This window comes from Saccharothrix sp. NRRL B-16348 (genome assembly GCF_001280085.1).
GTDB lineage: Bacteria > Actinomycetota > Actinomycetes > Mycobacteriales > Pseudonocardiaceae > Actinosynnema.
In genome coordinates this window covers 45,551-68,286 of the sequence record NZ_LGED01000231.1, presented here as the reverse complement: position 1 = coordinate 68,286, position 22,736 = coordinate 45,551, and the positions used below count along the sequence as shown (strand labels likewise).

The window sequence follows — 22,736 nt, the reverse complement described above, 5'->3', positions numbered from 1 at the left end:
TTCTTACACGTGTAACCGTAGCACGTTCACCGCTCGTAGACGGCGGCCATCGCGGCGATCCGGGCGATGACGCGGTCGCGCAGCTCCGCCGGCTCCAGCACCTCGACGTCGGGGCCGAGGCGGAGCAGGTCGACCACCGCGTGGTCCAGCGACTCGACCGGCACGCGGACCGTCGTCCACTCGCCTTCGGGCTCGATGTCCTCCAGTTCGCGCGCGGCCGGGAGGCCGAGCAGGACTCGGGCGCTTCGGAGCCCGTTCGGCGTCATCCGGACCGTGACCCGCATCGGGTACATGCGCTCCTCGAACCGCTCGGACCAGCCGGCCCAGTACTCGGCGAGGTCGAACCCCTCAGGTCGGTCGAACGACTCGTCCAGCGCGGTCAGCTCCAGCACCCGCGAGACCCGGTACGTGCGCAGGCCGTCCGTCCGGGCGACGAGGTACCAGGTGCCCGCCTTGAGCACGAGCCCGAGCGGCTCCACCGTCCGCTCCACCTCGACCTGCGCCCACCGCACGTACCGGATCCGCAGCCGCCGCTGCTGCCACACCGCCTCCGCGATCTCCGCCACGTGCGGCGTCCCCACGTTGCCGCGGAACCAGCCGGGCGCGTCCAGGTGGAACCTCTCCCGAACCCGCGCGGCCCGCGACCGGAGCTCCGGCGGCAGCGCCGCGAGCACCTTGAGCTGCGCCGCCGCCACCACCGCGCCCAACCCGAGTTCGGCCGCCGGTCCCGGCAGGCCCGCCAGGAACAGCGAGTCGGCCTCCTCGGTGGTCAGCCCGGTGAGCCGGGTGCGGTACCCGTCGACCAGCCGGTAGCCCCCCGCCGGCCCCCGGTCGGCGTACACGGGGACGCCGGACGCGCCGAGCGCCTCCACGTCGCGGTAGACCGTGCGGACCGAGACCTCCAACTCGTCCGCCAACTCCTGCGCCGTCATCCGGCCGCGCGACTGGAGCAGGAGGAGCAGGGACAGCAGTCGGCTGGCACGCATGGCGTCATCCTGACAGGAGCTGTCAGGTATGCCCGGCAAGCTCCACGGCATGACCACACACGTCACCGCCAGTGCGGACATGAAGAGCTGGGACGAGCACACGTGGGACGGCAAGCGCTACGACGAAGTCACCGGCCCGAAGCAGACGACCGGCGGCATGACCGTCGCGTACACCGGTGACCTGGAGGCGGTGGGCGACCTGCGTTTCGTCATGTCGTACCCGGACGACGACTCGTGCGTCTCGACGGGCTACGAGGTCGTCACCGGCACCCTGAAGGGTCGGACGGGCAGCTTCGTCCTGCACCACACGGGCGGCTTCCGCGACGGCGTGGCGGACGCGACGTTCACCGTCGTCTCGGCGACCGGCGACCTGGCCGGTTTGACCGGCACGGGCCGCATCACGTGGGCACAGGGCGAACCGGGCCGGTTCGAGCTGGACTACGAGCTGAGCTGACCGCCGAGCACGTCCCAGGGCTGCCCGGTCCTCCCGGTCGCCAGGGCCAGGACCAGCCGCTCGCGGATCAACACGGACAGACCGCTCCCGTCGTCGATCCCGCGGTCCGCGAGCACGGCGGCGGACTCCAGCCCTTCCTCCGGGCTGACCGGGCGCTCCAACACGCCGAGGAACAGCGCTCCGGGCTCCCCCGCGATGAGGTCGGCGGGCGTCCAACCACCGCGCAACGGCCGTTCGGCGATGCGGATGCCGGTCGGCGGCGCGCTGCTGTACAGCTGCTCTTCGACGCGCGCACGGGTGGCGAGCACGTGTTCGAAGAGGTACTCGGTCCCGACGTCGTCCGACTGCCGATCACGCAGCCACTCGCCGTCCCCCGCTTTCGCCGGGCCGTTTCGCCGGCCGGTGAAGTCGAGCGCGAGCCGCTCGCCCTGGCCGGCCTCGCGGTAGACGTCGACGGTCACGCCGGTGCCGGCGAGGTAGCACCAGGTCATCACCAGGGGGTGGTCGCCGTGGGCCGCCGCCCACGGCAGCAGCGCGTCCAGGCGCTTCCGGGGTTCCTTCGTCACCCGGACCGGCCGGCGTTCCGTCCGCCCTCGCGATTCACCTGCGAGCCAGTGCCGTTCCATGGCGAACAACAAGTCGGGCCGCACCCCGGGGCGGCGGAACCGCCCCGCCAGCGTGGCGGGCAGGGCGTCGAAGTCGTACAACGGTCCCATCCGGCCCCCGCCCGCCAGGTGCCGGACGAGTTCCGTCAGCATCCCCAGCCCCACCGCCTCGGACACGAACGACTTGATGCGGCGGGAGCTCGAACCGTAGTCGTCGGCGCGCAGCACGAACGCGTTCGCGGCCGTGATCCGCAGGTAAGAGGTGATCAGCGCCAACTCGTGCAGGCGAGTGCCGTGCTTGACCGCGTGCGGGGCAGCCGGAGCGAGGGCGTTGACCTCGAGAGCTCGCAACAGGTCGACGTCGACGGGACCGACGCCGTTCTGCCGGGCGATGTCGTCCACCACCGGCGCCCCGCGGGACGGACGGCTCACGGTGTAGAGGTGGTGACGAACGGTCACGAAGCTCATCCGGCGGACTTTAGCCAACGCCGGTCCGCCGGTGTCGTGCCGTGACGGCGGGCCGCCCGATCAGCCGGGTTGGCCCGCCGTGTCGCCTCGATCAGCTGGTGGATCAGCCGGTTGGATCAGCCGCCGTAAGCCGAGACCGGCGGGCACGAGCAGACCAGGTTGCGGTCGCCCTTGGCGCCGTCGATGCGACGCACCGGAGGCCAGACCTTCGGCGCCGAGGTGCCCGCCGGGAACACCGCAACCTCGCGGCTGTACGGGTGGTTCCACTCGGTCGCGATGGAGGCCGCCGTGTGCGGCGCGTTGCGCAGCGGGTTGTCGTCCGCCGGCCACTCCCCCGAGCCGACGCGGTCGATCTCGTGCCGGATCGCGATCATCGCGTCGATGAACCGGTCGATCTCGGCCAGGTCCTCGCTCTCCGTCGGCTCCACCATGAGCGTGCCCGCCACCGGGAACGACATGGTCGGCGCGTGCAGCCCGTAGTCCGCCAACCGCTTCGCCACGTCGTCCACCGTCACGCCGGTCGCCTTGGTGATCGGACGCAGGTCGAGGATGCACTCGTGGGCCACGAACCCGCCCTCGCCGGTGTAGAGCACGGGGAAGTGCTCGTCCAGGCGGCGGGCCACGTAGTTCGCGGCCGCGACGGCGGTGAGGGTGGCGCGGCGGAGACCGTCGGCGCCCATCATCCGCACGTACGCCCACGAGATCGGCAGGATCGACGCCGAGCCCCACGGCGCGGCGCTTATCGGGCCGACGCCGGTCGCCGGGCCCGCGGTGGGCTGCAACGGGTGGTTCGGCAGGAACGGCGCGAGGTGCGACCGCACGCCGATCGGGCCGACACCCGGGCCACCGCCGCCGTGCGGGATGCAGAACGTCTTGTGCAGGTTCAGGTGCGACACGTCCGACCCGAACTTGCCGTACTGCGCCAGGCCGATCAGCGCGTTGAGGTTCGCGCCGTCCACGTACACCTGGCCGCCGGCGTCGTGCACCAGCCCGCACACCTCGCGCACGGTGTCCTCGTACACGCCGTGCGTCGACGGGTACGTGATCATGATCGCGGCCAGGTCGTCGCGGTGCGCGTCGATCGTCGAACGCAGGTGGTCGACGTCCACGTTCCCGTGGTCGTCGCACTTGACGACCACGACCCGCATCCCGGCCATCACGGCGGACGCGGCGTTGGTGCCGTGCGCGCTGGACGGGATCAGGCACACGTCGCGGTGCGCGTCGCCGTTGGCCCGGTGGTAGGCGCGGATCGCCAGCAGGCCCGCGAACTCACCCTGGCTGCCCGCGTTGGGCTGCAACGACACCGCGTCGTACCCGGTGATCTCGGCCATCCAGCGCTCCAGGTCGCCGACGATGCTCAGCAGCCCCTCGGCGTCCGACGCGGGCGCGAACGGGTGCAGGTCGGCGAACTCCGGCCACGTGATGGGCTCCATCTCGGCCGTGGCGTTGAGCTTCATCGTGCACGAGCCCAGCGGGATCATGCTGCGGTCCAGCGCCACGTCCTTGTCCGACAACGCGCGCAGGTAGCGCAGCAGCGCGGTCTCGGAGCGGTGCGCGTGGAACACCGGGTGGGTCAGGTAGTCGCTGGTGCGGCGCAGGTCGGCGGGGATGCCGTCGGCGGTGTCGGCGTCCAGGCCGTCCACGTCGGCGACGGTCACGCCGAACGCCTGCCACACCGCGTCGAGGTGCTCGCGCGTGGTGGTCTCGTCGCACGCGACGGACACCACGTCGTCGTCGACCTGCCACAGGTTCACGCCGAGGTCACGTGCGGCGGAGACGACGGCGGCGGCGCGGCCCTCCACCCGGGCGCGCACGGTGTCGAAGAACTCGCCGTGCACGACCTCGACACCGCCCTCCAGCAGGCCGGCGGCCAGCACGGTCGCCATCCGGTGGGCGCGCGTCGCGATCGCCCTCAGCCCTTCCGGACCGTGGTACACCGCGTACATCGACGCGATCACCGCGAGCAGGACCTGCGCGGTGCAGATGTTGCTGGTCGCCTTCTCCCGGCGGATGTGCTGCTCACGCGTCTGCAGCGCGAGGCGGTACGCGAGCGAGCCGTCCGCGTCCACGGACACGCCGACGAGCCGTCCGGGCAGCTGCCGCTCCAAGCCCTGGCGCACGGCCATGTAACCCGCGTGCGGCCCGCCGAACCCGATCGGCACGCCGAACCGCTGCGTGGTGCCGATGACGACGTCCGCGCCGATCTCGCCGGGCGGGCGCAGCAGCGTCAACGCCAGCAGGTCGGCGGCGACCACGGCGTGCGCACCCGCCTTGTGGACCTCCTCGACGACCGCCGAGTGGTCGCGCACCACGCCGGACGCGCCGGGGTACGACAGCAGCACGCCGAAGAAGTCGCCGCCGAGGCCGAGGCCTTCGATGCCCTGCGACAGGTCGGCCGTGACGATCTCGATGCCCAGCGGCTCGGCGCGCGTCTCGATGACGGCCAGCGTCTGCGGCAACGTGTCGGCGTCCACCACGAACTTGTTCGACTTCGACCGTCCCGCGCGGCGGACCAGCGTCATCGCCTCGGCGGCGGCGGTGGACTCGTCCAGCATCGACGCGTTGGACAGCGGCAGACCGGTCAGGTCGGCGACCATCGTCTGGAAGTTCAGCAGGGCTTCGAGACGGCCCTGGGAGATCTCGGGCTGGTACGGCGTGTACGCGGTGTACCAGGCGGGGCTTTCCAGCACGTTGCGGCGGATCACCGGCGGCGTGGTCGTGCCGTAGTAGCCGAGCCCGATCATCTGCGTCATCGGGCGGTTGCGGGAGGCGAGGGCGCGCAGCTCGGCCAGCGCCTCGGTCTCGGTGGCGGGCGCGGGCAGGTCCAGCACCAGGTCGCGCTCGCGGATCGACTCGGGGACGGCGTGCTGCGCCAGTTCCTCCAGGGAGCCGACGCCGATCACGTCGAGGATGCGGGCCAGCTCGGCGGGCCGCGGGCCCACGTGCCGGTCGGCGAACGGGGTGCCGTGCTCGAGTGCGGCGAGGGGGATGCGGTCCTGCGTCATCGGTGCTGGCCTCCAGGGCTCCGGACAGACTTCTGCCGTTGCCCTCCCCCTCTGTCTTCTGCCCGTCGTCGGGCGCCTGAGAGCTTCACCCGGCTGTCGGGCTTGCACCGTCGGCGGGGTCGGTCGGTGCTGCCCGACCCGCTTTCCAGAGGCGTCTCACCCGCACGGTCCTTGCGCCTGAGAGGTTCCGGGGAGGATTTGCTCCTTCGGCGCCGAGGCTGGCTCGGACTCTCCCGCACGGGATAAAGCGACTACGCGCGGAATCGTACCCGGCGGGTGGGTGAGCGGTATCGCCGGCGCGACGTGGATCTCACCAGGTTGCGCCGGGTGGATCCCAGTGCGTTGCGCCGGTCGTGCCGGTCGGTCGGCTTCACCGCGTTGCGCCGGGTGGATCCCGGTGCGTCGCGCCGGTCGGGCAGCTCACCGCGTTGCGCCGGGTCGGCACCGCTCAGCTTCAGCCGATGGCCCTCGTGCGGCGGCGGCGGGACAGTTCGTCGTCGGCCGCCTCCACGATCTCGGCGCCGTCCGCGCGTTCGGCGGGGAAGTCGTGGATCGTGCCGCTGATCTCCCGCATCGCGCCGGAGACCGCGATGCCGAACACCCCTTGGCCGCCCTGGAGCAGGTCGACCACCTCCTCGGGCGACGTGCACTCGTAGACGGTGGTGCCGTCGCTGAACAACGTGATCCGGGCCAGGTCCTGCACGCCGCGGCGACGCAGGTGGTCGACCGCGACCCGGATGTTCTGCAGCGAGACACCGGTGTCCAGCAGCCGCTTGACGACCTTGAGGACCAGGATGTCCTTGAACGAGTAGAGCCGTTGACTGCCGGAGCCGTGGGCACTCCTTATCGTCGGGTTGACCAACCCCGTGCGCGCCCAGTAGTCCAGCTGGCGGTAGGTGATGCCCGCGATCTGGCACGCGGCGGGGCCGCGGTACCCGACCAGTTCGTCCGGCAGCGAGGAGTCCGGGAACAGCTCACCCTGTTCGCCGGATCCGGCCCGGATGGGCGCTTCCTCGACCACGCCTGCCTCCCCTCGGTCCGGTCACGACGACCGGCGACCAACGTGAAGCCGCCGCGGTGTCCGAATCACACCGTGGCAATTCACCTGAGTTCGACGGTAAGACCGCCTAGGGGGCAGGTCAACGCGACGCGCGGGGCGTGTCTGACCTCAACGTGAGGTTGAGGTTGAGAGAGTCGGCTGGCGTAAGCCATTCGGGTGACGTTTAGTGATCGTTTAGCTGGGGGAGGTTGACGGTGTGTAACTCGGGGGTGTGACACCCGGAGGTGGGGTGTGGGGTTGGTCGATGACGCTGCGCGCACGGCGTGGGGGTGTTCGCGGTGGGAGAACGTGAATGGGGCCGGGGCTTGAGTACAAGCTTTAAAGCATGTCCTCGCCGGACGGGCAGATCAGCAGGATGACGCCTGGTTTGGTGGTTATGCGCCGGGTCCGTTGTGGTGCGGGTTTCGTGTCATCCCACCGACCTCCCTACGGGCTACCACACGTATCAAGGGGGCGCGCGACATCAGTGCAAGCCGCGGGCAGAGGTGAACCCGCGCCCCCTTGACACGCGCGGTAGGGCACAGCCAGGTCGGCGGGATGACACGAAGCCCTCCCTTTGGGAAGGAAGGGCGTGGTGTGGAGCCTCGTGTGTGGGGCTGTGGCCGGGCCCGGTCGGTCAGGGGCCAGGGGTGTTGGTCAGGTGTCCGCGCCGCGGAAGTCTTCCGGGGAGACCGAGTCGAGGAACTCGCGGAACTTCTCGACCTCGTCCTCCTGCTCGTCCGGGATGATCAGGCCTGCCTCGGCCAGCACGGACTCCTCCGCGTGGATCGGCACGCCGATCCGCAGGGCCAGGGCCACCGAGTCGCTCGGGCGCGCGGAGACGCGGATGTCGCCGTCGAAGACGAGTTCCGCGAAGTACGTGCCTTCCTGCAGGTCCGTGATCCGCACTTGTTCCAGCTGCCGGCCGAGGGCTCCGATGACGTCCTTGAGCAGGTCGTGCGTCAACGGTCGGGCAGGACGGACACCTTGCTGCTCCAACGCGATCGCCGTGGCCTCGACCGATCCGATCCAGATCGGCAGGTACCGTTCGCCCTCGGTTTCGCGCAGCAGCAGGATCGGCTGGTTGGCGGGCAGTTCCACCCGCACGCCGACGACGCGCATTTCGCTCATCGGGTCTCGCCTCCCTCAGCGCGCTGAAATTCTGGCGTCCCCGCTACCAACGAGGATCCCCCACGTACTCTTTCGACGCTACCCGCCAAGCGGGCCCTGTGCGCAACCGCCCGGCCGCTTCGGATCACGATGCGGACACGCGTTCACCTCGGCGAAACAGGGCGGGCGACGACTTCGCGCAGGCCCACCTTCACGAGGAGTGTGTGCAACGTTACGGAGAGCGCCGCCAATTCCCGCACGACCTCTTCACGGTCGCGTTGCCGGTGCGCGGCGCCGACGACCTGTTCCACCAAGCCGATCTCGCGGTCGGCGGCGACGCGGAACGGGCGCAGGTGGCGTGCTTCCAACCCGTGCTCGGCCATGGCCCGCACGGTCGAGGCGATCTGCACGGCCTCGTGGTCGTAGAAACCGCCCGCGCCAGGCCTGATCAGACCGTGCTGCTCCAGGTCCACCAGCACGGCCGGCTCGATGCCCGCCCGCGCCAGCAGGTCGTCGCGGGTGACCCGGTGCCCGGCGGCCGGTGAGAGGTCGACCGCGCGCATCGCCTTCGACGCGCCCTGGTCGGCCGCGTCCAGCTGCTCCTTGATGACCTTCAGCGGCAGGTACCTGTCGCGTTGCGCGGACAGGATGTACCGCAGGCGGTCCACGTCGGCGGACGTGAACTGCCGGTAGCCCGAGGCCGTGCGCGCCGGGCGGACCAGCCCCTCCGATTCCAGGAACCGGATCTTGGAGATGGTGACGTCGGGGAAGTCGGGTCGCAGCTGCGCCAGCACCGCCCCGATGCTCAACCCCCCGCGTGGCCGCCCGGCCGCCGTCACCGGAGCCCCATCGCTCAGGCCCCCTGGCCCCCGGCGCCCGGACCGGTCAGGAACACCAGGCGGAACTTGCCGATCTGCACCTCGTCGCCGTTCGCCAGCACCGCCTGGTCGACGGGCTCGCGGTTGACGTAGGTGCCGTTGAGGCTGCCCACGTCGATGACCACGAACTCGCCGCCCTCGCGGCGGAACTCGGCGTGGCGGCGGGAGACCGTCACGTCGTCGAGGAAGATGTCGCTGTCGGGGTGCCGCCCCGCGCTCGTCGTGTCGCGGTCCAGCAGGAACCTCGACCCCGCGTTGGGGCCGCGCTTGACCACGAGCAGCGCCGAACCGGCGGGCAGTGCGTCGACACCCGCGACGGCCGGCTCCTGGGCGGGCGCCTCGGCGCCCTCGACCTCGGCGAGGAAGTCGGCCCGGAAAACGGAGGTCCGCTCCGGGGACTGCTCGGGCGGAACGCCTGGCCCGTCGTTCGTGCTCACCTGAGCTCTCCTCCTGCTGCTGGAACCGTCAAGACCGCTAGAACCTATCGTGCCCGAACCCTTGTCTGAGGAGCGGCTCCCCCACCGACCGAAGAGCCGCCGGAAGATCGACGTCACTCCGATGCCGCCAGCTCCTGGTACGCGGCGGCGTCGAGCAGGTCGTCGACCGCGGTCGGGTCCTCCAGCCGCAATTCCACCATCCACCCCTCGCCGTACGGGTCGGAGTTCACCAGGTCGGGCTGTTGGTCGAGCGAGTCGTTGCGGGCGACGACCTCACCGGCGAGCGGCGCGTAGATGTCCGACACGCTCTTGGTCGACTCCACCTCGCCCAGCGTCTGGCCGGCCGCGACCTGCTCGCCGAGTTCCGGGAGCTGGACGAACACGACGTCGCCGAGCTGTTCCTGGGCGTAGTCGGTGATGCCCACGCGCACGGTGTCCTCACCAGTGCGCAGCACCCACTCATGTTCCTCGGTGTACTTGAGCTCCTCGGGAATCACCGCGGTGTGCTCCTTCAATGACGGTGGATCAACGCTCCGCCGGATCTTCCCACGTCGGCGTTCAGGCCGACGCGACACCCGGCGATCGCCGCATCGCGAGGGTGAACTGGTAGACGTACAGCACGCCCGACCACAGGTACAAGGCTCCTCCCCAGACCATGAACGCGTAGGCCACCGGACGGGCGATCTGCGCGGCGGTCGACGTGCCCTGGGCGAGCAGGAGCATGGGGAACGCGTAGAGCAGGTTGAACGTGGCCGCCTTGCCGAGGTAGTTGACCTCGAACGGGCCGTAGCCGCGGGCCCGGAGCACGGGCAGGCAGACGCCGACGACGAGTTCGCGGCCGACCAGCACCGCCGCCACCCACCAGGGCACGATGCCGCGCACGACGAACGCCACCAGCGTGGCGAGGATGTAGAGGCGGTCGGCGGCCGGGTCGAGCAGGGCGCCGAGCCTGCTGGCCTGGTCGAGCCACCGGGCGATCTTGCCGTCGAGCCAGTCGGACAGGCCCGCCGCGACCAGCACGACCAGCGCCCAGCCGTCCGCGTGCGGTCCGAGCAGCAGGTACAGGAACAGGGGCACGCCGAGCAGCCGCAACACGCTCAGCGCGTTCGGGATGGTCAGCAGCCGGTCGGCTGGATCGTGCGACACGTCCGCACTGTAGATGGCCGCCCGGCGTGCACCGGTGGTCGACTCGCGGTGCGAGGCCCGCGCGCCTCGCTCAGTTGTTCGAACGGGTGCGGCTCCAGCCGCGGCGTTGCAGTTCGTCACCGCTGAGCGCCTGCGGACGACCGCGGTCGTCGACGCCCACCCAGCGGGCCCGGAAACCTTCGAGCACGTAGGCGTGGCCCTTGCTCCAGACCACGCTGCAGGGGGCTGTGGGCAGCGCCGCCGCGCCTGTGGTGCCGGCACGCGCCGCCCCGCGCTTCGCGGGCTCGGTCTCGGTTTCCGTTCTGGTGCTCATGTGAAATCCCTCCACCAGGGTTGTCGCTCACGGCTCTCGCGGCGTTATCCCCGTCACCCGATTCTGCGCGACTGTGGTCGAGACCACCTCCTCATTCGTGCCCGGTCTCGGCCGGCGGGCCGTTGCGTCGCCAAGTTGCGCACGACGGGTGGGAACGCTTCCCTCGAGGTGTAACCGGCCCCGGAGGTACCAAACCGCTCACCGTCCGTCGCCCACCGCACACCGAGCTGCGCACTACACTTGCGCCTATCGGGTCGCCGCCCGTGCGCTTGTGGTGTCGCCACGGGCTACGTACGGTGGGTGGCGCAGCGGTTGAGCCAACAGCCGCGCCGGGAAGTCCGGCTAGCGGGGAAACGTTTCCGCCACGCTGCTGTTCAGTGCTGCGCGCACACTTGGTGCGTCCGGGCTTCCCACCCAGCGGTTCCAGCTGAAGAGGAGTGCCTCGTGACGGTTCAGGATCCGGACGTCGTGGCGACGAGCGGAGCCGAGTCCGCCGCGGCCGACAGCCCGCGGGCCGGGCAGCTCGGACTCGCCGCGCGCACCGCGGCCGATGGCGTCACCGTGCTCGCGGTGAACGGTGAGGTCGACATGCTCACCGCACCGCAGCTGCGCGCGGACGCGCTCAAGCACCTCGACGCGGGCAACGCGCTGGTGCTCGACCTGTCGGGCGTGAGCTTCCTCGGCTCGGCCGGTCTGGCCGTGCTGGTGGAGGCGTCGCAGCACGCCAAGCGCCGTGACGCGGCGTTCCGCGTCGTGGCGGTGGAACGCGCCGTGACCCGCCCGCTGGCCGCGACCGGCCTGGGTGAGGTGTTCAGCGTGTTCGAGTCGGTCGAGCAGGCGCTGGAGGCGGACGAGCCGCGCTGAGCGGCCGGACGACGGGACTAGACGTGCGGCACCAGGTCGACGACTTGGTCGACGCCCGCCGCGACGAGCGCGCGGCGGGCGTGGCCGTCTTCGGGTGCGCGCACGACGACCCGGTTGCCGGCCGCGGCGGCGGCCTCCGCGACCGCGCGCAGGCTCCGGACCAGACCTTCGTTGCGCTCGCCGAGAGACCGCAGGTCGACGACCACCGGCACGGTGCCGCCGCGTGCGGCGGTCAGGATGCGGCGGCGGACGGCGGGCGCGGCGTGCGCCGGCACGTCACCGCGCACGTGCACCTCCACCCAGCCGTCCCGCGCGGTCACGTCCACCGGATCGGGTGGTGGCGGCGCGGCGAGGAACGTGCCGCGGTGCGGGTGGCGGGGCGCGAGGAGCAGGGTGACGGTGGTGCCGCCGGCGCCGCGGTCGACCAGCACCTCGTCGACGTTCTCGCGCATGAGCAGCAGCCCGCGGCCGCGGGCGGTCAGGGTCGGCGGCGGCACGCGCCAGCCACCGTGGTCGGCGACGACGACGCGCACGCTGCCGTCGGGTCTGGCGTCGGCGTCGATGTGGACCACGCCGCCCTCGTCAGGGCGGTACGCGTGCTCCACGGCGTTGCTGGCGGCTTCGTTCACCGCGAGGAGCAGGTCGTACCGGTCGTCCTCGGGCAGGCCCTCGGCGGCCAGCCAGGCGTCGAGCCGGGCGCGGACCGCCGCGAGCTGCCCGGGCTGTGCCGGGAACTCCACTCCCCAGTGGTGGTCCGCGAGTTGATCGGTCAAAAGGCCTCCCCGTCGCACCAGTCAGTCTTCCCGGCCCGCGCGTCGGCTACACGTGTGAGCGACGATCAATTCGGGTACCGATAGCTTCAGCAGCACAACGAGACAGAACGGACGACGAGGTGAGCGTGTCGCACACTGAGCCGCGAAGCGGTGAGTCGGATAACGCCCTGGCCGGGGTCGAGTTGCGGATGGCGGCCGACCCCACGCAGCTGTCGATCGTCCGAGCCGTGGCGGCGGACATCGCCATGCGGCAGGACTTCGACCTTGACTCCATCGAGGACCTGAAGCTGGCGGTCGACGAGGCGTGCTCGACCCTGATCTCGCTGGCCGCGCGTGGCGCCGTGCTCAGCGCCCAGTTCGTCGTGGTGGACGGTTCGGTGCAGGTGTTCACCAAGGTGGGCTCGGAGCGGTCCGCGCCACCGGACCGGGACAGCTTCGGCTGGCGCGTGCTGAGCGCCCTGGTCGATTCGGTGACGACGTGGGTCGCGCCGCAGTCGGACGCGTTCGAGGTGCACATCGACCTGGTCAAGCGGTCGCTGGGGACGGTGGATGCGTGACGGGGTCGGACGGGGGCACGACGCGGTCCGGCACCCAGGGTGACTACGACCACCTGGCGCCGCTGTTCGTCCAGCTCGCCGCGACCGCGAAGGACGACCCGGAGCGGGAGCGGCTGCGCGACGAGCTGGTGACCGAGCACCTGCCCGTGGCCAAGCACATCGCCCGGCGGTTCGGCCACCGGGGCGAGCCGCACGACGACCTGGTGCAGGTGGCCACGGTCGGGTTGATCAACGCGGTGGACCGGTTCGACCCGGAGCGCGGCAGCGACTTCCTGTCGTTCGCGGTGCCGACGATCATGGGCGAGGTCCGGAAGTACTTCCGGGACTCCAGCTGGTCGGTGCGCATGCCGCGGCGGCTCAAGGAGCTGCACCTGGCGATCAACGCGGGGTCGGCGCGGCTGTCGCAGGAGCTGGGCCGCGCGCCGACGCCGAGCGAGCTGGCGCAGCACCTGGGGTTGACCCGGGAGGAGATCCACGAGGGCCTGGCGGCGGGCAACGCCTACCACAGCGCGTCGTTGGACGACCTGCTCGTGGCCGACGACAGCTCCATCTCGCTGGGCAGCACGCTCGGCGAGGAGGACCCGGAGCTGGAGGCGATCGAGCAGCGCGAGGCCCTGCACCCGTTGCTGGAGAAGCTGCCGGAGCGGGAGCGGAAGATCGTGGTGATGCGGTTCTTCGGGAACATGACGCAGACGCAGATCGCGCAGAAGGTCGGCATCTCGCAGATGCACGTGTCGCGCCTGCTGGCCAAGACGCTGCGGCAGTTGCGCGAGGGACTGACCGAATAGGACGACGCGCGGAGGCCGCCTGACGATCGGGTCAGGCGGCCTCCGCGCGCGTGGGGTCCGGGGCGGGGGCGGGCCCGGGCGACCGGCGGCGACCGGCCGTCAGGCGGCGGAACGGCGGCGGTTGGCGATGATTCGGCGGCGTTCGTCCTCGCCCATGCCGCCCCAGACGCCGTACGGCTCCTGCACCGCGAGCGCGTGCTCGCGGCACGGGTCCACGACGGGACAGCGGGCGCAGAGCTGCTTGGCCTTGTCCTCGCGGGCGGCGCGGGCGGAGCCGCGCTCGTTGTCCGGGTGGAAGAAGACCGCGCTGTCACGGCCTCGGCACAACCCTTCCTTCTGCCAGTCCCAGACGTCGGTCACGGGCTTGGGCAAGCGCGCGGTGCTGGTCATCGGATGAACCCCCTTGCGGTGTCACAGGTGCTTGATCACGGCTTACCCGCTGGTCCCCGGGGGGCAAACGTGGTGCGCCTCATCGGATGGATTACCGGGCCGGCGGGATTCACTCCGGCTCCTCCTGCGCCAGCCGCTCGTCGAGCGTCTCGCCCTCGCGCAGCTCGCGTTTCGTGGTGCCGTGGCGGTCGGCGGCGCTCCAGTGCTCAGGCGGCTCGACACCGCGCTCCAGCGGATCCACGCCGAGCTCGTCCTCGTCGAACTGCTCGATCTCGTCCAGCGGTCGTTCGTTCGGATCGGTCATCGCACTCCTCCCCGCGCGGCGACGGCGCCCGTCAGCTCGGGCGCGACGGACTCGGCCCAGAACGAGAAGAACCGCTCCTGGTCCGGGCCGATCTGGTTCACGTACACCTCGTCGTAGCCCGCGTCGGCGAACTCGCGGACGCGGTCCAGGTAAGGCCCCGGGTCGGGCCCGACGGGCAGCGCCGAGGCCACCATGTCCTCGGTGACCAGCTCCGACGCCTGCTCGAAGTGCCGGGGCGTCGGCAGCACCTGGGCCAGTTCGCCGGGCAGCTGCTCGTTCGCCCACAGCCGGTGCGCCGTCTTCACGGCCGCTTCGGCGGACGACGCGTGGCACACCTTGAACCCGGCCTGCGTCGGCTTGCCCGCGCCGCCGGCGGCCCGGAACTTCGCGAGCAGCGCGGAGTCCGGCATCGTGGAGCACAGGCCGTCGCCGATCCGCCCGGCCACCTCCGCCGCCTTCGGCCCGAACGCCGACACGTACACCGGAACGGGTGACGGCGGCACCGTGTAGAGCCGCGCGTTCTCGACCGTGTAGTGCTCGCCGCGGTGGCTGACCTCCTCGCCGGTCCACAGCGCCCGCATCACCTCGACGGCCTCTTCCAGCATCTCCAGCCGTTCCGGGGCGGACGGCCACGGGTCGCCGAAGATGTGCTCGTTCAACGCCTCGCCGGTGCCCACCCCGAGGGTGAACCCGCCCCGGCACTGGACGGCGGCCGTCGCCGCGGCCTGAGCCACCACGGCCGGGTGAATTCGTAACGTCGGACAGGTGACAGCGGTCGTGATGGGCAACGACGTGACCTCCGACAGCGCCCCGATGACGGACCACACGAACGGGCTGTTCCCCTGCTCGCGGTTCCACGGGTGGTAGTGGTCGGAGATCCACAGGCGCTCGAACCCGGCCCGCTCCGCCCACCGCGCCTGCTTCACCAGCTCGCGCGGCCCGTGCTCCTCGCTGGAGAGGAAGTAACCGATGCTCACCATGGCCACCGGTTACCCGCGCAGGAACTCCTGAACCTTGGTCGCCACCCCGCGCCGGACCACGTCCCACGCGTCCGGGTCGCCCCTCAGCATCGCCTCGGCGGTGGCCTTGGTCTGCTCGAACGTCGTGTGCGGCGGGATCGGCGGCACGTTCGGGTCGCACCGCACGTCCAGCACCACGGGCCGGGAAGCGGACAGCGCCTCGTCCCACGCAGCGCCCAGGTCGGCGGGGTCGGACACGTCGATCCCGCCCAACCCGACAGACCGGGCGAACGACGCGTAACCCACGTCGGGCAGCACCTGCGACTGCTCGAACTTGGGCGCGCCACCCATCGCCCGCAACTCCCACGTCACCTGGTTGAGGTCGTTGTTGTGCAGGACGCACACCACGCACCTCGGATCCGACCACTCTTCGTAGTAGCGCGCGATCGTGATCAACTCGGCCAACCCGTTCATCTGCATCGCGCCGTCACCGACCAACGCCACCACCGGCCGTTCCGGATGCACGAACTTCGCCCCGATCGCGTACGGCACCCCGGCGCCCATCGTCGCCAACGTGCCCGACAACGACCCCCGCATCCGCCCCCGCAACTTCACCAACCGCGCGTACCAGTTCGCCGCGGAACCGGAATCAGCGGTCACGATCGCGTCTTCGGGCAACCGCGGCGACAACTCCCACATGATCCGCATCGGGTTCACCGGCTCCGCGTCCACAAAGGACTGCCGACGCAACGCCTCCCACCACTCGGCCACCCCACCCTCGACAGCCTCCCGCCAACCCCGGTCCTCCTTGCGCCGCAACAACGGGACCATCGCCCGCAACGTCGCCCCCGCGTCACCGACCAAGTTCACCTCGGTCGGGTACCGCATCCCGATGAACCGCCCGTCGACATCCACCTGCACCGCCCGCGCCTTGCCGAACTCGGGCAGGAACTGCGAGTACGGAAAGCTCGAACCCACGATCAACAACGTGTCGCAGTCCCGCATCAACTCATAACTGGGCCGCGTACCCAACAACCCGATCGACCCGGTCACCCAAGGCTCGTCATCAGGCAGCACGTCCTTGCCCAACAACGCCTTCGCCACCCCCGCCCCCAACAACTCGGCCACCTGCCGCACCTCGTCCGCAGCCCCCCGTGCACCCTGCCCGACGAGAATCGCCACCTTCTCCCCCGCGTTCAACACCTCCACCGCCCGCTCCACGTCCTCCGCCGCCGGCACGGCCGTCGCCCACCCCCTGCTGGGCGCACTGGACGGCACGTGCTTGAACGCGTGCCCGGGCGGCGAGTACTCCAACTCCTGCACGTCCGCCGGAATGATCAACGCCGTGGGCGCCCGCTCCGCCTCCGCCGTCCGAATGGCCCGGTCCAACGCGTTGGGCAACTGCTCGGGCACCGTCACGTCCACCAAGTACTCCGACGCGACATCCTTGAACAACGAGTGCAGGTCCACCTCCTGCTGATAACTCCCACCCATCGCCGTACGAGCGGTCTGCCCCACGATCGCCACCACCGGCACGTGGTCCAACTTCGCGTCGTACAACCCGTTCAACAGGTGAATCGCCCCGGGCCCGGACGTCGCCATGCACACCCCGACCCGCCCACCGAACTTCGCATACCCCACGGCCTCCAACGCGGACATCTCCTCGTGCCGCGCCTGCACAAACCTGGGCCGATCACCACTCCGCCCAAAAGCCGCAACCAGCCCGTTGATGCCATCACCCGGATAGGCGAAGACGTGCTCGACACCCCAGTCCCGCAGACGGCGCAGCACGAAGTCGGCAACGGTGTCGGTCATCGCGTCCTCCCTAGCTCTTCCTAGAAAGGAACGGGTACCCGCCCACAACGGACCCGCAACCGCCCGCAGAGGCCCTCACCCACCCAACAGCCTCACAACGGACCCGCAACCACCCCACCGAGGCCCGATTTGACATGGGTTCGGGTGCTTTAGGCTGGTCGAAGCCGGCAGGCCTGGCGGGACGCTTTACCCCGCCGGGCCTGCCGGCTTTNNNNCGGCAGGCCTGGCGGGACGCTTTACCCCGCCGGGCCTGCCGGCTTTGGCCTGCCTGGAGTGCCCGTAAGGGCCCCATGTCAAATCGAGCCGGACCGGACCACCGAGCCGCCGCCGAACCACTCACAACGGCAGCAACAACCGCCCACCCACCACCAGCGTCCCCACCGTCACCCCGGCGAACACCAGCACCCACACCAACCCGGGCACCCGCGTGATCCGCGCCAATTGGTCGGCATCGGACTGCCGCGCCAACCCCCTCATCCGCCGCCGCTGCAACTCCCCCACCGGCCGCACCCCACCCAGCAGCAAGAACCACGTCACGAACAGCGCGAACGCCGCCTGCCACTCCGCCGTCGCGTACCACGACACGCCGAACATCACCGCCCCGGTCAGCACGACCGACAGCACGCCGAACGCGTTGCGGATCATGATCAGCATCCCGACCAGCAACGCCACCGTCGCCCACAGCAACGGCCTGACCTGCTCGGACGTCACCAGGGCCGCCGCGCCCAGCCCGAGCAACGACGGCGTCACGTACCCCGCGAAGTACATGAGCACGACCGCGAAGCCGGTCGGCCTGCCGCGCGACACCGTGACCCCGGACGTGTCCGAGTTCAGCTTGATGCCCTCCAGCCGACGGCCGGTGAGCAGCGCGACGAGGGCGTGCCCGGCCTCGTGCGCGATGGTGATGACGTGCCTGCTGTACCGCCACACGCCCGGACTGGCCACGAGGACCAGCGCCAGCACGGCGGGAGCCCATTTCGTCAGTGTCGACATCACCACCCAGCATGCCAGGGGCTTGACCTGGACCGCGCTCCAGCACCCAGGCTGACCGGCATGAGACGACAGCGCATCGGTTCACTGGAGGTCAGCGCCCTGGCACTGGGCACGTTGCCGTTCGGCAAGGGGGTCGACCAGGAGACCTCGTTCGCGATCATGGACCGCTTCGCCGAGGCGGGCGGCACGTTCCTGGACACGGCGAACAACTACGTGTTCTGGGACGGTGGCACGGGCGACGAGAGCGAGCGGATGGTCGGCCGCTGGCTGGCCGCGCGGGGCAACCGCGACGAGATGGTGGTGGCCACGAAGGTGGGCGCACGTCCGCTGACCCCCGGCACCGGTCTGGAGAACGCCGAGGGCCTGGCCGGGCACACCGTCCGCCGTGCCGCCGCGGCGAGCCTCGAACGGCTGGGCGTCGACCACATCGACCTCTACTACAGCCACATCGAGGATCGCCGCGTCACGTTCGAGGACACGCTCGGCGGGTTCGCGTCCCTCGTGGACGCGGGCAAGGTGCGCGAGATCGGCGCGAGCAACCACGCCACGTGGCGGTTCGACCGGGCGCGGACCGTGTCGCGGGACAACGGCTGGCCGGTCTACACCGCCGTGCAGCAGCGGTACAGCTACCTCCGCCCCCGGCCGAACGTGAAGCTGCCCGAGGGCGGTCACGTCCACATGACCGACGAACTGCTCGACTACGCCGCGAGCGAGGGTGACGTGACGCTGGTGGCGTACTCGGCGCTGCTCGCCGGCAGGTACCGGGACAAGCCGTTGGGCGAGGAGTACGACCACCCCGGCACCACTCGGCGGCTGGCGGTGCTGCACGAGGTCGCGGCGGAACTCGGGGCCACCGTCAACCAGGTCGTCCTGGCCTGGCTGCTGCGCCAGGACATCATCCCGCTGGTGGGGGCGACCTCGGTCGCACAACTGGAGGAGACCTTGGGGGCGCTGGAGATCAAGCTGGACGACGACCAGGTGGACCGCCTGGACTCGGCCGCCTGAAGTGCCGCACACACAACGGTGCACGGTCCGCTCGGGACCGTGCACCGTTGTCGCTTCTCGCTCTCAGCTCTTGTTGCCGTCAGCTCTTCTTGCCGTCAGCACGTCACACGTCGGCGACCTCAGATCAACGTCCCCTGCTGAACCGCGACTTGTGCTGCTCCGCGATGGCCGGGTCGACCGGCTGGACGGGCCGCGGGCTCACGGTCGGGTCCATCGACTCGATCCGCTCGTCGCGGTGCGCGCCGTGCCGGGAGTCGTCGACGCGCTGCGTCGGCATCTCCTGCGTCACCGGATCGGCCTTGGGGTCGCGAATACTCGCTTCCCTCTCGTAACCAGGCCTCTCGTAATCAGCTGTCGGCACGACCGGCTCCCCGGTCCGCGTGTCGACAGGAGGTTCCGTCACGATCTTGCGCCGCGCCGGCAGCACCGCGATCAGCAGGCCGAGCGCGGCGATGCCCAGGTGCAGCCAGTTGTCGTTGACGTTGAGCGCCAGCGGGTTGCCGAGGCCGGAGACGGGGTTGGTGGAGAACACCCCGGCCAGGGCCAGGCCCCACAGCAGCACGGCGCCGTAGCCGATGAACAGGATCCAGCCGTACAGCCGGGCCAGGCCGGACGTGCTCGCCATGAGCAGGCCGAGCACACCGAACGCCAGGTGGACCACGTTGTGCAGCGGGTTCAGCGTGAACCCGAGCAGCGTCGCGTGCTGGTCGCCCGCGAAGTCGCCGAACCCGGTGCGCACGAAGCCCAGCACACCCAACGCGAGGAAGACCAATCCGACCAGGCCTGCCAGCACCTGGGCGGGTTGCAGGCCCGCGACCTTGACGCGACCGACGGTCGAGTGGTGGGTCATCTCGCCCTCCAACTGAGGACCACGAGCCCGACTGACCGGGCTCCGGACGCCCACCGACTACCCGTCCGGTTCGAACCGCAAACAGCACGCCGCCACCCGGACGCGACCCTGGGCCGAATGGCCGCGGGGGACGGGCGCACGAGCCCGTCCCCCCTTTCCCGACAGGAGTCACCCACCCCGTCGTGCCGGGGTTTATCCGCCCCGACCCACCCCATGAAGGTCGGGCCGCCGTAGCCGCGCCGAATGCGCGCCGATCATTGCGACCAATAGGCCGATAAGATTTTCCAATAATCACGCACCGTATCGTCGCATTCGACGTACGGGCAGGTCAGGAGCGCTGGCCCCGGTCACCGAACGTGCGCGTCGCGGAGCCGTTCCACTCGGTCTCCCTGCTGTTCACGTGGTCCCCTTTGTGGTTCGTCGAACACCACCGCGGTGTCGACCTGACTATCTCCGAACAGACCGCTCCACGTCAAAGCAATTACGGCGTTCGCGAATTGGTCGAACGTTCGGCCGACACCCACGACACCCGGCTCGATCGCCCGACCGGACGACCGTCACACCAAGATCACTTGACCTCGACTTAACTGGAACTCCTAGCGTGGCGGGCAGGACTTCAGAGGGGAACACGAGATGCACGCCATCGTTCAGCACGCGTTCGGCCCGGCCGAGAACCTGCGCTACGAGCAGGCACCCGACCCGGAGCCGGGCGCCGGGCAGGTGCGGGTCGCGGTGTCCGCGGCCGGGGTGCACCTGCTCGACACGTCGATCCGCCGCGGTGAGCACGGCGGGCCGTTCCCGTTGCCCGAGCTGCCCATGACGCCGGGTCGTGAGGTCGCGGGGGTCGTCACGAAGCTGGGTGACGGGGTCGAGCCGCACTGGCTGGGCAAGCGCGTCGTCGCCCACCTCGGCCAGGCCGGCGGCGGGTACGCGGAGCAGGCCGTGGCGAACGCCGCCTCGCTGCACGAGCTGCCCGACCACGTGTCCGACGACGCCGCCGTGGCCATGATCGGCACCGGGCGCACCGCCGTGGGCGTGCTGCGCATCGCCGAGCTGACCGCGGACGACGTGGTGCTCGTGACCTCGGCCGCGGGCGGGCTGGGGGCGTTGTTCGTGCAGGAGGCCAAGGCGGTCGGCGCGAAGGTGGTCGGCGTGGCGAGCACCGCCAAGCTGGACCTGGTCCGCCAGCTGGGCGCGGACGTGGTGGCCGACTACACCCGGCCGGACTGGGACGAGGGCATCGGCGAGGTCACCGTCGTGCTCGACGGCGTCGGCGGCGAAGCCGGCCGCAAGGCCCTGGAACTGCTCGGCATCGGCGGGCGGATCCTCCTGTTCGGCTGGTCGGCGGGCGATCCGACGCCCATCGAGACCGCCGACCTCTACCGCCTCGGCATCACCGCGTCGGTCGTCGTCGGACCGCGGATGATGAAGGGCACGAACCTGCGCGGGCTGGAAGAGCTGTCGCTGCGCGCGTTGACCGAGGGCCGGCTCACCCCGCTGACCACGACGTTCCCGCTCAGCGAGGCCGCCAAGGCGCACACCGCGCTGGAGAGCCGCGCCACCGTGGGCAAGGTCGTGCTCAAGCCCTGACCCCCGATGAGGCCCCCGTGCGCGATGACGCACGGGGGCCCAACCGGCCGCACCAACCAGCCGCACCGATCAGACCGGCCGACTACACCGGCACCGTGACGATCCGCTCGTCGTCGAAGTTGCGCACCTCGATCGCCGCGACGTCCTCGGGCGCGATGAGCGCCGAGCCGTCGAGGTTGGTGCCGTCCTTCTCACCGGCCGCCGAGACGAGCCAGCTGCCCGCCTCCGCCCGCCGGCCGTCCTTCGCCACGACGAACAACCTGCACTTCTCGTTCTGCTCGATGCCCGCGACGGACGCGTTCACCCGCACCCACCCGGCGGCGGGCTTGACCTGCACGGTCATCCGAGCGCCGGTGTCCGGGTCGGTGGCCGACCCGAGCTTGGTCCCGGCAGGCGGCGCGGGCGCGGTCGACGTCTGCGGGATGGCGCCCACGTCGGGCGCGGTGCCCCGGCCGACCGCGAAGCCGCCGCCGAGCACGACCGCGGCCACGGCCGCCGCGACCAGCCCCAGACCGACCTGACGACGGCGGAGCTGCCCGCCGCGTTCGGACCGCACCTGCCGCAACGTGCGCTGCAGCAGCAGGTCACCGCCCTCGGGCGGGCCGTCGAGCAACGCCTCGGGCGGCACGTCGCCCATGGCCTCCTCCATCGCCCGCAGCTCGGCCAAGTCGGCGTGGCACCGCGAGCAGGACGCCAAGTGGTCCTCCACGGCACGCGCCTCCCGCTCGTCGAGCACGCCCAGCACGTAAGCACCGAGCAGCTGTGGATCGTGGTTCGTGGTCATCCGGCCACCCCCTTCAGCGCGACCTGTTGCCCGACGAACGTCTCTCTCAACGCCCGCAGCGCGTAGTGGGATCTCGATTTCACCGTGCCCGGCGGCACCCCTAACGCCTCGGCCGCCTCCGTCACGCTCCGGCCGCGGAAGTAGATCTCCATCAGCACGTCGCGGTGGTCGGACGACAACCGGTCCAGGGCTTCGAGCACCACCATCGAGTCCACCACGGAATCCGCGTGATCACGCTCCACCGGCGGGGTCGTCGGCGTCTCGGCCACCTCCTGGGGCCGGGCCGCCTTCGCCCGGAACCGGTCCGTGACGATGTTGCGCGCCACCGTGAGCAGCCAGCCGCGGACCGAGCCCTTGCCGTTCACCAGGGTGTCCGGGTGCCGCCAAGCGCGCACGAGGGTTTCCTGGACGACGTCCTCGGCCGCCGCCCGATCACCGGTCAACCGCGTCGCGTACGCGAGCAGCGCCCGACCGTGCTCCTCGTAGAGGGATCGGATCAGTGCCTCGTCGGCCGCGGCCTCCCGTTTCCGGGACCACAGAGCCGCCATCCACCCACTCCTCTCGTCAACTCTCGCCCCGGACACGGACGCCGGACGGGTTCGGTTCACCGCGGGCGGAAGAAA

The 22,736-nt window shown here is 70.8% G+C and carries 25 protein-coding genes and 1 riboswitch; of the genes, 6 read left to right on the top strand and 19 right to left on the bottom strand.

The features are described from left to right. Nucleotides 1–26: 26 nt before the first annotated feature. Nucleotides 27–986: a helix-turn-helix transcriptional regulator gene (locus tag ADK67_RS35085; protein WP_053720863.1), complete on the bottom strand. Its 960-nt coding sequence runs from the start codon at nucleotides 984–986 to the stop codon at nucleotides 27–29. Nucleotides 987–1,035: 49 nt separating this feature from the next. Here ADK67_RS35085 and ADK67_RS35080 point away from each other — a divergent pair, with 49 nt between their 5' ends. Continuing rightward, on the top strand, nucleotides 1,036–1,440 hold the full coding sequence (locus ADK67_RS35080) for a DUF3224 domain-containing protein (protein ID WP_063797841.1): 405 nt from the start codon (nucleotides 1,036–1,038) through the stop codon (nucleotides 1,438–1,440). Here the strand turns inward: ADK67_RS35080 and ADK67_RS35075 are convergent. The 9 genes from ADK67_RS35075 to ADK67_RS35035 form a co-directional block, all read right to left on the bottom strand. After that, entirely contained in the window at nucleotides 1,425–2,513 is a 1,089-nt protein-coding gene (locus ADK67_RS35075; protein WP_053720861.1) for a hypothetical protein, read from the bottom strand. The two genes, ADK67_RS35080 and ADK67_RS35075, sit on opposite strands and share 16 nt — an antisense overlap. 116 nt (nucleotides 2,514–2,629) lie before the next feature. After that, entirely contained in the window at nucleotides 2,630–5,518 is a 2,889-nt protein-coding gene (gene gcvP, locus ADK67_RS35070) for an aminomethyl-transferring glycine dehydrogenase (RefSeq protein WP_053720860.1), read from the bottom strand. 155 nt (nucleotides 5,519–5,673) lie between these two features. Next, a riboswitch (glycine riboswitch) is annotated at nucleotides 5,674–5,764 on the bottom strand. 208 nt (nucleotides 5,765–5,972) lie between these two features. Continuing rightward, a complete protein-coding gene (locus tag ADK67_RS35065; protein WP_053720859.1) occupies nucleotides 5,973–6,539 on the bottom strand; it encodes a MerR family transcriptional regulator in 567 nt (188 codons plus the stop codon). Between the two features lie 675 nt (nucleotides 6,540–7,214). Further along, nucleotides 7,215–7,688, bottom strand: coding sequence for a bifunctional nuclease family protein (locus tag ADK67_RS35060; RefSeq protein ID WP_053720858.1), 474 nt, complete (start codon nucleotides 7,686–7,688; stop codon nucleotides 7,215–7,217). A gap of 143 nt (nucleotides 7,689–7,831) precedes the next feature. Beyond that, nucleotides 7,832–8,506, bottom strand: coding sequence for a transcriptional regulator FtsR (ftsR, locus tag ADK67_RS35055; protein ID WP_053720857.1), 675 nt, complete (start codon nucleotides 8,504–8,506; stop codon nucleotides 7,832–7,834). Between the two features lie 14 nt (nucleotides 8,507–8,520). Continuing rightward, on the bottom strand, nucleotides 8,521–8,982 hold the full coding sequence (gene garA, locus ADK67_RS35050) for a glycogen accumulation regulator GarA (RefSeq protein WP_033427969.1): 462 nt from the start codon (nucleotides 8,980–8,982) through the stop codon (nucleotides 8,521–8,523). Between the two features lie 113 nt (nucleotides 8,983–9,095). Continuing rightward, nucleotides 9,096–9,479, bottom strand: coding sequence for a glycine cleavage system protein GcvH (gene gcvH, locus ADK67_RS35045; RefSeq protein ID WP_082404271.1), 384 nt, complete (start codon nucleotides 9,477–9,479; stop codon nucleotides 9,096–9,098). Between the two features lie 61 nt (nucleotides 9,480–9,540). Then, nucleotides 9,541–10,128, bottom strand: coding sequence for a CDP-alcohol phosphatidyltransferase family protein (locus tag ADK67_RS35040; protein WP_231648495.1), 588 nt, complete (start codon nucleotides 10,126–10,128; stop codon nucleotides 9,541–9,543). A gap of 70 nt (nucleotides 10,129–10,198) precedes the next feature. After that, a complete protein-coding gene (locus ADK67_RS35035; protein WP_053720855.1) occupies nucleotides 10,199–10,441 on the bottom strand; it encodes a hypothetical protein in 243 nt (80 codons plus the stop codon). A 444-nt stretch (nucleotides 10,442–10,885) separates the two neighbouring features. Here ADK67_RS35035 and ADK67_RS35030 point away from each other — a divergent pair, with 444 nt between their 5' ends. Next, nucleotides 10,886–11,305 (top strand): STAS domain-containing protein, encoded by a 420-nt coding sequence (locus tag ADK67_RS35030; RefSeq protein ID WP_053720854.1) that lies wholly within the window; start codon nucleotides 10,886–10,888, stop codon nucleotides 11,303–11,305. Between the two features lie 17 nt (nucleotides 11,306–11,322). Here ADK67_RS35030 and ADK67_RS35025 read toward each other — a convergent pair whose 3' ends face one another. Then, the gene (locus ADK67_RS35025; protein ID WP_053720853.1) at nucleotides 11,323–12,078 is read right to left on the bottom strand and encodes an ATP-binding protein; all 756 of its coding nucleotides are present in this window, start codon (nucleotides 12,076–12,078) and stop codon (nucleotides 11,323–11,325) included. A 125-nt stretch (nucleotides 12,079–12,203) separates the two neighbouring features. Between ADK67_RS35025 and ADK67_RS35020 the strand changes: the two genes are divergently transcribed. Together ADK67_RS35020 and ADK67_RS35015 are read left to right on the top strand one after the other, a co-directional pair. Next, entirely contained in the window at nucleotides 12,204–12,635 is a 432-nt protein-coding gene (locus tag ADK67_RS35020; protein ID WP_063797833.1) for an ATP-binding protein, read from the top strand. Further along, entirely contained in the window at nucleotides 12,632–13,423 is a 792-nt protein-coding gene (locus tag ADK67_RS35015) for a SigB/SigF/SigG family RNA polymerase sigma factor (RefSeq protein WP_053720851.1), read from the top strand. The genes ADK67_RS35020 and ADK67_RS35015 overlap by 4 nt, the downstream gene beginning before the upstream one ends. A 99-nt stretch (nucleotides 13,424–13,522) precedes the next feature. On the opposite strand, the gene ADK67_RS35010 is transcribed toward ADK67_RS35015, so the two are convergent. The 5 genes from ADK67_RS35010 to ADK67_RS34990 all read right to left on the bottom strand — a co-directional run bounded on the left by ADK67_RS35010 (nucleotide 13,523) and on the right by ADK67_RS34990 (nucleotide 17,884). After that, nucleotides 13,523–13,813 carry a WhiB family transcriptional regulator gene (locus ADK67_RS35010; RefSeq protein WP_053720850.1) on the bottom strand — a complete coding sequence of 97 codons (291 nt, stop codon included), beginning with the start codon at nucleotides 13,811–13,813 and terminating at the stop codon, nucleotides 13,523–13,525. 109 nt (nucleotides 13,814–13,922) lie between these two features. Then, nucleotides 13,923–14,117, bottom strand: a complete 195-nt coding sequence (locus tag ADK67_RS35005; RefSeq protein WP_053720849.1) for a hypothetical protein — start codon at nucleotides 14,115–14,117, stop codon at nucleotides 13,923–13,925. Next, a complete protein-coding gene (locus ADK67_RS35000; protein ID WP_053720932.1) occupies nucleotides 14,114–15,097 on the bottom strand; it encodes a TIGR03557 family F420-dependent LLM class oxidoreductase in 984 nt (327 codons plus the stop codon). The genes ADK67_RS35005 and ADK67_RS35000 overlap by 4 nt, the downstream gene beginning before the upstream one ends. A 9-nt stretch (nucleotides 15,098–15,106) precedes the next feature. Next, entirely contained in the window at nucleotides 15,107–16,891 is a 1,785-nt protein-coding gene (locus ADK67_RS34995; RefSeq protein ID WP_053720848.1) for a thiamine pyrophosphate-requiring protein, read from the bottom strand. A 336-nt stretch (nucleotides 16,892–17,227) separates the two neighbouring features. After that, a complete protein-coding gene (locus ADK67_RS34990; RefSeq protein ID WP_053720931.1) occupies nucleotides 17,228–17,884 on the bottom strand; it encodes a M50 family metallopeptidase in 657 nt (218 codons plus the stop codon). Nucleotides 17,885–17,944: 60 nt separating this feature from the next. On the opposite strand from ADK67_RS34990, the gene ADK67_RS34985 reads away from it, so the two are divergent. Beyond that, entirely contained in the window at nucleotides 17,945–18,889 is a 945-nt protein-coding gene (locus ADK67_RS34985; protein WP_053720847.1) for an aldo/keto reductase, read from the top strand. A 124-nt stretch (nucleotides 18,890–19,013) separates the two neighbouring features. On the opposite strand, the gene ADK67_RS55155 is transcribed toward ADK67_RS34985, so the two are convergent. After that, entirely contained in the window at nucleotides 19,014–19,739 is a 726-nt protein-coding gene (locus ADK67_RS55155; protein ID WP_053720930.1) for a DUF4383 domain-containing protein, read from the bottom strand. Between the two features lie 633 nt (nucleotides 19,740–20,372). Here ADK67_RS55155 and ADK67_RS34975 point away from each other — a divergent pair. Then, complete coding sequence (locus tag ADK67_RS34975) at nucleotides 20,373–21,329, top strand: zinc-binding dehydrogenase (protein WP_053720846.1); 957 nt, start codon at nucleotides 20,373–20,375, stop codon at nucleotides 21,327–21,329. Between the two features lie 82 nt (nucleotides 21,330–21,411). On the opposite strand, the gene ADK67_RS34970 is transcribed toward ADK67_RS34975, so the two are convergent. Then, entirely contained in the window at nucleotides 21,412–22,113 is a 702-nt protein-coding gene (locus ADK67_RS34970; RefSeq protein ID WP_053720845.1) for an anti-sigma factor family protein, read from the bottom strand. Further along, a complete protein-coding gene (locus ADK67_RS34965) occupies nucleotides 22,110–22,661 on the bottom strand; it encodes a sigma-70 family RNA polymerase sigma factor (protein ID WP_053720844.1) in 552 nt (183 codons plus the stop codon). The genes ADK67_RS34970 and ADK67_RS34965 overlap by 4 nt, the downstream gene beginning before the upstream one ends. Nucleotides 22,662–22,736: the final 75 nt, after the last annotated feature.

Bases quoted from the DNA above. Each gene is read 5' to 3' on its own strand.
- ADK67_RS35085 (WP_053720863.1), bottom strand. From the start codon at position 986: ATGCGTGCCAGCCGACTGCTGTCCCTGCTCCTCCTGCTCCAGTCGCGC.
- ADK67_RS35080 (WP_063797841.1), top strand. From the start codon at position 1,036: ATGACCACACACGTCACCGCCAGTGCGGACATGAAGAGCTGGGACGAG.
- ADK67_RS35075 (WP_053720861.1), bottom strand. From the start codon at position 2,513: ATGAGCTTCGTGACCGTTCGTCACCACCTCTACACCGTGAGCCGTCCG.
- gcvP (WP_053720860.1), bottom strand. From the start codon at position 5,518: ATGACGCAGGACCGCATCCCCCTCGCCGCACTCGAGCACGGCACCCCG.
- ADK67_RS35060 (WP_053720858.1), bottom strand. From the start codon at position 7,688: ATGAGCGAAATGCGCGTCGTCGGCGTGCGGGTGGAACTGCCCGCCAAC.
- ADK67_RS35035 (WP_053720855.1), bottom strand. From the start codon at position 10,441: ATGAGCACCAGAACGGAAACCGAGACCGAGCCCGCGAAGCGCGGGGCG.
- ADK67_RS35010 (WP_053720850.1), bottom strand. From the start codon at position 13,813: ATGACCAGCACCGCGCGCTTGCCCAAGCCCGTGACCGACGTCTGGGAC.
- ADK67_RS35005 (WP_053720849.1), bottom strand. From the start codon at position 14,117: ATGACCGATCCGAACGAACGACCGCTGGACGAGATCGAGCAGTTCGAC.
- ADK67_RS35000 (WP_053720932.1), bottom strand. From the start codon at position 15,097: ATGGTGAGCATCGGTTACTTCCTCTCCAGCGAGGAGCACGGGCCGCGC.
- ADK67_RS34995 (WP_053720848.1), bottom strand. From the start codon at position 16,891: ATGACCGACACCGTTGCCGACTTCGTGCTGCGCCGTCTGCGGGACTGG.
- ADK67_RS34990 (WP_053720931.1), bottom strand. From the start codon at position 17,884: ATGTCGACACTGACGAAATGGGCTCCCGCCGTGCTGGCGCTGGTCCTC.
- ADK67_RS34985 (WP_053720847.1), top strand. From the start codon at position 17,945: ATGAGACGACAGCGCATCGGTTCACTGGAGGTCAGCGCCCTGGCACTG.
- ADK67_RS55155 (WP_053720930.1), bottom strand. From the start codon at position 19,739: ATGACCCACCACTCGACCGTCGGTCGCGTCAAGGTCGCGGGCCTGCAA.
- ADK67_RS34975 (WP_053720846.1), top strand. From the start codon at position 20,373: ATGCACGCCATCGTTCAGCACGCGTTCGGCCCGGCCGAGAACCTGCGC.
- ADK67_RS34970 (WP_053720845.1), bottom strand. From the start codon at position 22,113: ATGACCACGAACCACGATCCACAGCTGCTCGGTGCTTACGTGCTGGGC.
- ADK67_RS34965 (WP_053720844.1), bottom strand. From the start codon at position 22,661: ATGGCGGCTCTGTGGTCCCGGAAACGGGAGGCCGCGGCCGACGAGGCA.